This is a genomic window from Paenibacillus sp. P4_A7 (assembly GCF_056402455.1).
Genome location: NZ_JBFUHJ010000181.1, coordinates 1 through 9,940, shown reverse-complemented (window position 1 = coordinate 9,940; position 9,940 = coordinate 1). Strand labels below are relative to the sequence as shown.

7 protein-coding genes are annotated in these 9,940 nt (G+C 44.1%); 2 read left to right on the top strand and 5 right to left on the bottom strand.

Going from position 1 to position 9,940, the window contains the following annotated elements:
* The 3 genes from AC1DWN_RS19520 to AC1DWN_RS19510 all read right to left on the bottom strand — a co-directional run.
* On the bottom strand, positions 1 to 865 hold an 865-nt coding region (locus AC1DWN_RS19520), incomplete at its 3' end, for a type 2 periplasmic-binding domain-containing protein (RefSeq protein ID WP_477560570.1).
* Between the two features lie 109 nt (positions 866 to 974).
* Positions 975 to 2,582, bottom strand: a complete 1,608-nt coding sequence (locus AC1DWN_RS19515; protein WP_477560569.1) for a response regulator transcription factor — start codon at positions 2,580 to 2,582, stop codon at positions 975 to 977.
* Positions 2,563 to 4,344, bottom strand: coding sequence for a sensor histidine kinase (locus tag AC1DWN_RS19510; RefSeq protein WP_477560568.1), 1,782 nt, complete (start codon positions 4,342 to 4,344; stop codon positions 2,563 to 2,565). Before AC1DWN_RS19510 ends, AC1DWN_RS19515 begins: the two co-directional genes overlap by 20 nt.
* A 292-nt stretch (positions 4,345 to 4,636) precedes the next feature.
* Here AC1DWN_RS19510 and AC1DWN_RS19505 point away from each other — a divergent pair, with 292 nt between their 5' ends.
* Together AC1DWN_RS19505 and AC1DWN_RS19500 are read left to right on the top strand one after the other, a co-directional pair.
* A complete protein-coding gene (locus AC1DWN_RS19505) occupies positions 4,637 to 5,494 on the top strand; it encodes an ABC transporter permease (RefSeq protein WP_477560571.1) in 858 nt (285 codons plus the stop codon).
* Positions 5,495 to 5,617: 123 nt separating this feature from the next.
* The gene (locus AC1DWN_RS19500) at positions 5,618 to 6,490 is read left to right on the top strand and encodes a carbohydrate ABC transporter permease (RefSeq protein ID WP_477560567.1); all 873 of its coding nucleotides are present in this window, start codon (positions 5,618 to 5,620) and stop codon (positions 6,488 to 6,490) included.
* Positions 6,491 to 6,631: 141 nt separating this feature from the next.
* Here the strand turns inward: AC1DWN_RS19500 and bglX are convergent, their stop codons facing one another.
* Positions 6,632 to 8,836 (bottom strand): beta-glucosidase BglX, encoded by a 2,205-nt coding sequence (gene bglX / locus AC1DWN_RS19495; protein WP_477560566.1) that lies wholly within the window; start codon positions 8,834 to 8,836, stop codon positions 6,632 to 6,634.
* A 265-nt stretch (positions 8,837 to 9,101) separates the two neighbouring features.
* Positions 9,102 to 9,940: phytanoyl-CoA dioxygenase family protein (locus AC1DWN_RS19490; RefSeq protein WP_477560565.1), on the bottom strand; the 839-nt coding region annotated here is incomplete at its 5' end.

Genomic DNA, 9,940 nt, shown 5'->3' with positions numbered 1-9,940 from the left:
GAGCTTGCTTAGCACCCGGATTAACGGAACCGTATTCTAGGTTGCCGTTAGCGTCTTTGTTCCATTGCTCTTGAACAGTGCCGTATGCACCGAACAGCCAGTCAAGTCCGCCCATCCATGTGTTTGTATTGTTTTTCAAGGAAATTGCCAGTGGGAAGACATCTTTCGCTGCCAATCCATCTGGGTTTTGGTTCTTGAATTTATCCATAATGTTCTCAAGATCCGCAATTGTTTTTGGAGTCTCAAGCTTAAGCTTTTGCATCCAATCTTCACGCAACCATAGAAGTGTATCATCGTTATCCGTGTACTCCATAATTGGAAGGTTCCATTTTTTGCCGTCCTTTGTGAACGGATACCACAGCTCTGGATTGTTTGCTGCATGGTCTTTCCAAACTTGGCTTGCATATTTTTCGAACAACTCATCAATTGGAATGAACTGCTTCGAATCAATTAGTTGATTCGTCAATACTGAATCAGTCGGCACCATGACGAAATCAGGTAGTTTTTCACCGGAAGTAAGCGCAAGCTGAAGCTGTTGCTTATATTGATCGCCACCTGCTGGATACCAAGTGTCCTTATGTTTCATTCCAAGTGTCTCTAGCATCCAACGGTCATGAACGTTGTCTTCCTTCGTTTCACCCTTTGTGTATTCCTTCGGCATGATAATAGTGCTGATATCAATCGGTGGATCATATTTACCTTTTTCGAATGCAAGATCAGCTGCAGATTTCGTAGCTTCCGTTGCCTTCGGAGTGTCCGTCCCCTTGTTATCCGCGTTTCCATTGTTACCTGCATTGCCACTGCAAGCCGACACGATTAACATGGTTGCTGCTAGCGGTAACACTACTTTTTTGAATTTACTCATTTCGTTTCTCCCCCTAAGAAGTAAGATTGTTTATAAGTGTTACTTTACCAACAGGTCTAGGAGGTCATCTATAGGATTTTTTTAGTTTTCATAGGACTCTGTCATGTTGTTAGTTTTCTTCCCTATATTCTTGCGGTGTAGATCCGAATTGTCTCTTAAAAACTTTAATGAAATAAGCCGGATCCAAGTATCCGATCTCCGCACTGATCTCGTAAACCTTCTTTTCGGTCGTTTTCAGCTTGTGGCATGCTGTCTCCATCCGAAGCCGGGATACGAAGTCGCTGACTCCTTCACCTGTTTCGATCTTGTAGAGCTTAGATAAATGCGTGGGGTGCAGGTTCACATGATCTGCGAGTGCGCGCAACGATACGTCAAGATGTAGGTTCGTCTCTACAAATCTCTGGATTTTTTTTACATATACGGAACGAATATCCTTTACTTCGTCGGATGTTCCTTCCTTCAGCTTGCTCAGTGCGCCAAAAGCCCATCCCCGTAGCTTACCGATGGAAGAAAAAACCTCACCGCTTTGCAGCAGCTCCATATCCTGCCCTAACAGTCCTTCAAGCGTATGTCCATTACGATGGGCATAATGTGTAAAGGATGATGCTATAATATACCCTGCTTCTAGACAATGCTCCCATGAATCTGACCACTTCTCATCCAACTCAGCGAATACCTCAACCAGTTTTTGTTCCGCTACGTCCCAACGCCCAGCCTCAAGCAAATTTTTCAAGCCCGGCGGAGCGTGTATAATGTCTAAGGCTCCATGGGAGACATGACTTTCCAAATCGCCCGCTCGCATAACAAATTCACGTTCGTCTCCAACGATTTGCCGAAAATAAGCAAGCGCGTGACGATATCGTTCCGAAAGATTATCGGGAAACTGGAAGGACTCCGACATGACGATGGACAATGATCCTTTCAAAAACTGCTTTACTTTCGATTGGAGCTGCATAGCCGACTTCTCTAGCTTCGTTTCCATACCGTCGTACCGATGTTCGTCCTTGGACTGGAGCAGAAACGCAAGGTAACCATGTTCCTCTTTTACGCCCCATACATGAGCGAATTCACCAAAAATTTCCTCGGCAATATTAATAATGGCGTATTCCAATAGATGCTGGCCATTATTCCGATACTGTCCAAACTCTTCTTCCATTCTAACGAGCATCAATGCACATTCCCCGAAACGAATAGGCAATTGGTAGCTTTCGAGCTTCCTGTTCCATTCATCGACAGGATGATGCTCACCACGCAATGCGCTTAACAGCAATTGACCACGTAAGAGGGGAAGATTTTCTCTTAATGTAAATTCAATTCGCTCATGTGAGCTTATGTCTCCCCATTCGGTCTCCAATTGATCAACTGCAAGCTTCACAGCTCCAAGTAATTCATTGTCAGTCGGCGGTTTAAGTAGATAATCCACCGCATGGTGCCTGAGCGCTTCCTTCGTATATTCGAAATCAGAATAGCCTGAAAGGATGATACATTTAATTTTTTTGTCGCGCTCGCGGATTTTCCCGATCAGCTCGATCCCCGTCATCTCAGGCATGAGAACGTCAGAGATCACGATATCTATCGGATGGGTTTCGAGAATTCGCAACGCCTCTTGTGCGGAATATGCTTTATGGACTTGTTCAATGCCTAGTGTGTGCCATGGCTTAGTCGTAGATAGGTTGTCTACCCAGTGTGCTTCATCATCAACGATGATCATTTGCATTTAATTGTTCTCCTTCTTGCTTAGATTGATGGTGCTGTACTTCTACTGAAGTGAATTCCCACACCATCTCTGTACGAAATCCTCCAATATCCGATTTCGTGAAACTAATATGTGATTTATCGCCGAAATGATGGATAATCCTCTGATTCGTATTCCAGAAACCATAGCCCATATCATCTTGCAATGGCTCCTTCATTTTACGATTGAGCGTCTCTAATTGCTCTTCGGTCATGCCAGGTCCATCATCTTCAACGTAGAGCTTGCAGTAGCCGTTCGACATTTCGCCCGTAATTCGAATTTCTCCCGAGGAATAGGTCTTTCCTACCCCGTGAATGACCGCGTTCTCTACGATCGGCTGCAGCATCAACCGCGGGACATGCTGTTTCAGCATCTCATCGGAAATAGCAATATGATAATGAATTCTGCCATTGCGAAGCTTTTGGATATCCAAATAATTAATGATCAGCTGGACTTCTTCGTTCAACGACGCCATAGGCCGATCTATGCGAGTCATATATCGATAATATGCGCTCAGATTGTGACCCATCGAAACGACAGCCTCTTCATCTTTCATTTGAGCCATATTGATCATATAACCAATGCAGTTGTATAAAAAATGTGGATTAATCTGCGCTTGCAGCTGCTTCAAGGTGGCTTCTCGAGCTCTTAGCTTTTCATTAAGAACGTTCTCAATCAAGGCTTGAATTTGCTGGGACATATCGTTAAACCGATAGAACAAGAATGCAAACTCATTATTTACATCGGAATCAATACGGACCGAGAAATCTCCTCGCTGTACGCTTTGCAAGCCACGGATAAGCTTACGGATCGGACGTTGAACATTCCTATACATCAGTACTGAAGAGGAGATTCCTACCATGAAGAGCAGCGCAATTGCCAAATAAAATAAATTGCGACTGAACGATATGGGACCTAAAATCTGATCAAGCGGTACAATGTCTATCAAATACCAATCCAGATAAAGTGATTTAACCGAGCTCATCAAATAACGTTTGTTGTCCAGTTCAACAACTTCTTGCATCGTTTCTTCTAGGTCTTTCTCGTCCAAAAGACGAATAAGCTCATTTGACAACTTCTCACTTGCACTGCGATTCAAAATCGGAGTATCACCCTTATGATATAACAAGGGATCTCCTTTCCCTCCTGCCTTATATGTGTCCAACATATTCTGAATATTTTCATTGTAAAAACTAGCTTGTACGACCAAATTACTACCTTTTAGAGCATCCTGCTGCCCATAAGAATCGGCATAAAACCAATGGAACGCTTTCTTATCCGCAATGGTTGCTTCACTATCGCTATGAGACCATTTGCCCATTACATTGCTTTTCAAGAACTTCTCGTCATATACAACCATACTGCTAGCATTTGATATCGCCTCTTTGTTTAACTGCGAATAGACGGTGAACTTGACTGGCCATATATTCGTCACTCCAGATTGCAGCATCATCTTTTCCTGGATGACATACCTCGTCTGCATCTTGTCATAGCGATCGTCCCAAATGTTTAATCCATTGAATTTGCGAACATTTGGGTCTCTTGAAAAAGTAACCACGAAATCCATGGTCTGATTGATGCGTGAATCGATCTGACTGGATAGAAACGAGAGCTGCTTAATATTAGAAGCCTGAAGCTCCTTATCGATTACATTAAATGAGACCCTGTTGGAAAATGCAAAAAAGACGATGATTGGAATGAATAATATGATGATCAACCCATTCATTTTTGCGAACAGACTCATTTTAGATCTCATCCTGTTCTTGACAAAATTTATGCTTCTGCCTAGCTTCATTAAAGTTCCCCCCAGACAATGTCCCTAACAAAACCCTATCGATCCTAACAATGTCTTATGGTTCGATGAACGTTAGTGTTGTTATTATATATATCAGGGCTTCACCTGATAAACAAATGAATTTTTTAAGAACGGGGAGAGAGCTATGAACCAAACTACTACATCAGATGTCAATCTTGATGCCACCACCCGGAAAGTGAAAAAAAGAACGGGGTACAGAGTACCGTGGGTTCTGCATCTTATGGTGCTGCCGGCTGTACTATCAGTTTTTATTTTTTCCTACTTGCCAATGACAGGTATTATAATGGCTTTTCAGGATTATAAAGCATCACTCGGATTCGCCGACTCACCATTTGTCGGTCTGAAACATTTTCGATACATGTTCGAAAATGATTACTTCATGAAAATTACAATGAACACGCTCTTGTTCGCTGTTTCCAAGATTTTTTTGAATCTACTTATCCCTTTTACCTTCGCATTATTATTAAACGAGGTACGGAATATGGGATACAAAAGGTCGATCCAGACGCTCGTATACTTACCTCACTTTCTTTCCTGGGTCACGCTTGGAGGCATCTTGATCGACTTGCTCTCTCAGACCGGTATTGTAAACCAGTTTCTGACGGGCGTGTTCGGTATAAAACCGATTTTCTTCTTGGGCGACGGCACTTGGTTCCGACTTACGATCATTTTCAGTGATGTCTGGAAGGAATTTGGCTTTAACACGATCATCTTCCTTGCTGCACTTGCCGGAATAAACCCGGCAATGTACGAAGCGGCAGAAGTAGACGGGGCTGGCCGTCTTAAGCAAACCATTTATATTACAATACCATCACTCATACCGATTATTATTGTGGTCGCAACGCTAGCGCTAGGCAACGTTCTTAATGCGAATTTCGACCAAGTATTTAACCTTTATAGCCCGATGATTTATCAACAAGGCGATATCATCGATACGTTCGTCTATCGACAAGGCTTGCTAAGCGGGCAATTCAGCTTTGCAACTGCTGTCAGTCTATTCAAATCAGTGATCAGTTTAGTGTTAATCGTAATTTCCTACCGACTTGCGTATAAATTCGCAGGATATCGAATTTTCTAGTACCACTTGCACGTATTGAAAGCTCAAGCTTCAATGTCCTTCATTAGATCTTATCGCTCGATACAAACGTGCAGCGCCGTCCTATGGACGGTGAGGTCGTTTTACTTGAAAGGGTGAACGCTCATGTATCACAAAACGGTGCCTTACCGTATTTTTAGCGTATTCAACTATGTACTACTCGCAATAGTCTCCGTCGTTTGTTTATTGYCTTTATATCACTTACTGATGGTTTCCTTAAGCGCCACAGCTCCCGCCAACGCTGGACTTGTTACGTTCTGGCCAATCGGGTTTACGTTTGAGGCTTATGCTACGACATTTAGTAATGAAAACTTTGTTACCTCCCTCTGGGTATCCGTCCAGCGTACCGTTCTAGGTACTGTATTAGCTTTAACTGTGAACTCTCTCGCTGCATTTGCTCTATCCAAAGATAACCGTGTATTTCGTGGCAGAAACGCTTATCTATGGTATTTCGTCGTCACGATGCTGTTCACCGCCGGTCTAATTCCAGGGTATATTCTTGTAATGAAGCTTGGTCTTTTGAATAAATTGCTCGCTTTGATCTTACCGGGCCTCGTTACGGTATACAACATTATCCTGCTCTTGAATTTCTTCCGATCCGTTCCTAAGGAATTGGAGGAAGCAACATTTATTGATGGAGCCGGACATTTCAGAAGCTTCATATCGATTTATCTTCCCATATCTTTGCCGGCAATCGCAACGATCTCCTTGTTTACGATGGTGGGACACTGGAACGCATATTTCGATGGACTTATCTATATGAAGGGATCTGAGAATCTCCCGCTTGCAAGCTTCATGCAAACACTTATCGTGCAAGGAAGCAATACGGGTTTTGATCCTGCTGTAATTGCCAATATGTCGCAGCGAACACTACGAGCATCACAAATTTTCATCAGTGCTCTCCCAATCTTATTGGTTTATCCATTTCTGCAGCGTTTCTTCGTTAAAGGAATCGTTATCGGCGCTGTTAAAGAATAGTTTATTTAATATAACACATATTATCGCACAAAAAGGGCTGTCCCTCAGTATTTGGGGACAGCCCTTTCGTTTTATTCAAAATATTAGGCCACCAGAGCATTCTGGTTGAAGTTCTTCTAATGGCATATGGAGCTGAATCTGTTACATCACTAATTTGAACGGAAGCTGGGTATTCTCTCTGCTGTTCGGACCTACGAAAGCAATAAAAGCTCCTGTATCGCTACTATGAGAAAGATCAGAGTGGTAGTACCGCAGCTGTTTCTCAGTAAGCACAAATTCAAGCTCGGTGCTTTCTCCCGGCTGAAGTGCGACCTTACGGAAGTCCTTTAACTCCTTCACGGGACGCACAACCTCGCCCGAAATATCCCTAACGTATAGCTGTACCGTTTCTACTCCCGAAACGCTTCCTTTATTCGTCAGCTTAACAGTCAGCCTGATTGGCTCGACCTCTGTCATGACAGCAGCCGAAAGTTTAGCTTCACCGTATTCAAAGTCTGAATAACTAAGTCCGAAGCCAAAAGGAAGTAATGGCTCATTCGGGATGTCTAAATACTGGGACACATAACGAACCTGCGCATCAGGAGCTCCTTGTGGACGTCCCGTGTTGAACGAGTTGTAGTATACAGGCACTTGACCTATGCTGTAAGGGAAAGACATCGTCAACCTCGCGCTTGGATTAGCGTCTCCGAACAATAATTCAGCTACTGCGCTTCCTGCTTCGGTGCCTGGATACCAAGCTTCCAGAATCGCGTCCGCTTCATCAAATACACCGTGCAGGTCTAGTGGACGTCCGTTAAATAGTACAACGACGATCGGCTTATTTAGTGTCTTGAGCTTGCGAATAAGCTCAAGMTGTATCATAGGCAAACAAATATCCGCCCTACTGCCAGCTTCGCCGCTCATGTCCGAATGCTCGCCTAGAGCCAAGACAATCGTGTCTGCATTTCGAGCGATCTCAAGCGCTTCTTGCAATTGTTCCTCTGTTGCTGTCTCGATCTCACAGCCCTGTGCGACTAACAACTCTGCTGATCCGTTCAATTTGTTTCTCATACCATCTGCCATAGTGACGGCGTCGTCCTTAGAGGCTGTCCAAGACCAAGGCCCAAGGACGTCATTGTTACTCGCAAAAGGACCGATTAGTGCGATTTTCCGATCCTTTTTAAGCGGCAATAAACCTTCATTTTTGAGAAGGACGCAGGATTTGATCGCCAATTCACGCGCAGCCTCGCGATGAGCCTCGCAGAATACGATCTCCCGCTCACGTTCTGGATCAGCAGCCCGGTAAGGATTCTCAAACAGCCCAAGCTTCTGCTTTAACGTCAGAATACGCWAGACAGCCTCGTCGATAAGTGCTACGTCCACTTTCTTACTCTCTACCAGCTCTGGCAAATGATTGACGTAACTTGAGGTCATCATTTCAATGTCGACTCCGGCTTTGATCGCCTTATATGCCGCCTCCGATTCATCTGCAGCGACACCGTGTGCGATCAACTCTTTAACCGCTCCCCAATCAGAAATGAGTATGCCGTCAAAGCCCCATTCCTCCCGCAGCAGCTTTCTCATCAGCTTCGAGTTGCCTGTCGCAGGTATACCGTCCACTGTGTTAAAAGCGGTCATGACCATCTCGCAGCCTTCGTCCAGTGCTGCTTTATAAGCCGGTAAATAAAACTCGAGCATTTGGCGTTCCGACAGATCGACCGTATTATAGTCTCGACCTGCTTCTGCGGCCCCGTATGCTGCAAAGTGTTTTACGCACGCTGCAACTCTAACCAGGTCATCTGAAAGATCTTTACCCTGAAATCCCCTAACAAATGCTTTAGAGAACTCAGCGTTCAAATAAGGGTCTTCCCCAGTTGCTTCTACCACTCGGCCCCATCTCGGATCTCGTACGAGATCTACCATTGGCGCGAAAGTCACATGAACACCTGAAACGGAGGCTTCCTTAGCAGCGATTTCTGCGCTTTTCTCTGCAAGCTCCAAATCCCAGGAACAACCAATCGCAAGTGGAACAGGAAAGATTGTCTTAAAACCATGAACGATATCTGCCATCATCAAAAGCGGAATGCCATGACGGTTATTTTTTAAATGAGTGCGTTGCAAATTGATTACTTCCTGTGCCCCTGCCATTCCGAGCACTGAGCCCGAGTTGGTGACGGTTTCCTCCGTAATACCGAGGGATTCCATCGGGCCTGTAATCAGTCCGTTGCTTTCTACACCCTCATAAAAAGGAACAGCCAGTTGGATAAGCTGTGCGATCTTCTCTTCTATCGTCATTTTCTGAATTAACTCATTTAAGTTTACCTTGTTATTTATTTGGTTAGGCAATTGTGGAGTCTCATTTGTCATGTTAGTCGCAACCTCTCCGGATGTCGTTCCGACTTTAATCGAAACGTTTCTATTAGTCTCATATTTGATTATAAATGTGACTTTATAGAGCTGTCAATCCTTTATTCTATACAAATCAACGTCATATAGGAGGTTTTATGTACTTAAAAATGCATTTTAAGTCGAAATAGAATCGTTTCACCAAGTGATATCTGATTAAGAATAGCCGGACAACTGATGATCTAGTCATCCATTGTCCAGCTATTGTGATATTAAATATTCGAAGCTACACGCGGTGCAAACTATGACTTGGCTTAGCGGTCAGCGCTTCCTCCCACATCTCACACCATTTTTCATAATCGATTAGCATACTCCCTGGATTCTCAACGCTGCGAACAACGAAATCCGGATGGGACGGTCTTCCAGTTGGTTCCCCCGTTTTCTGGTAGCGTAGGTCGATGCTCCACCTTACGATGTCCGAGACATTTGACGTTCCGCGATGTGGTGTGTACTTGTTCATGATGACGATACCGCCTTTAAAACATGGCACTAAAACGGGTTGTACATCTGGTAACTGTTCGGGCACGATTGTTGTTCCACCGTCGGAATGATGTTTTAATAATCCTTGTCTCCATACGTCGGGCATCACTTCCATACAGCCTGTTTCGGCAACAGCGTCCACAAGAGGAAGCCAGAACGTGATAATATCAGAGTTATCCGCTTCTTCTATCGTGACTGCGGCATCTTGATGCCAAGGTACATTCAAGTAACTATCTCCACTCTGCATCTCAGCCGGTACTTTACCACGTATATGTTGGATTGGATTACATGTTAACTCCTTGCCGAGCAAACTCTCTACTACATCCAGCAAGTTTTCATTATGCAAAAATTCAAACATAGGTTTCAAACGGGCCTGCATGATGTCGAGTCCATTTTGGATCTCACGGCTTTCGGCGAAAAGCTTCGCAAACCGACGTTCAAAAGGTTCATTTTCGTAGAGGTTTTGAATTTTCCCCTCCGCCTTCAGTTCTTTCGCCCGTCGATCGATAAATGCGCTATAAGCCGAAATAATGGGCATCAAATCTTCATCACTCAATAAATCTTGCACAACCACATAGCCTTTAC

Bases quoted from the DNA above. Each gene is read 5' to 3' on its own strand.
- AC1DWN_RS19515 (WP_477560569.1), bottom strand. From the start codon at position 2,582: ATGCAAATGATCATCGTTGATGATGAAGCACACTGGGTAGACAACCTA.
- AC1DWN_RS19510 (WP_477560568.1), bottom strand. From the start codon at position 4,344: ATGAGTCTGTTCGCAAAAATGAATGGGTTGATCATCATATTATTCATT.
- AC1DWN_RS19505 (WP_477560571.1), top strand. From the start codon at position 4,637: ATGGTGCTGCCGGCTGTACTATCAGTTTTTATTTTTTCCTACTTGCCA.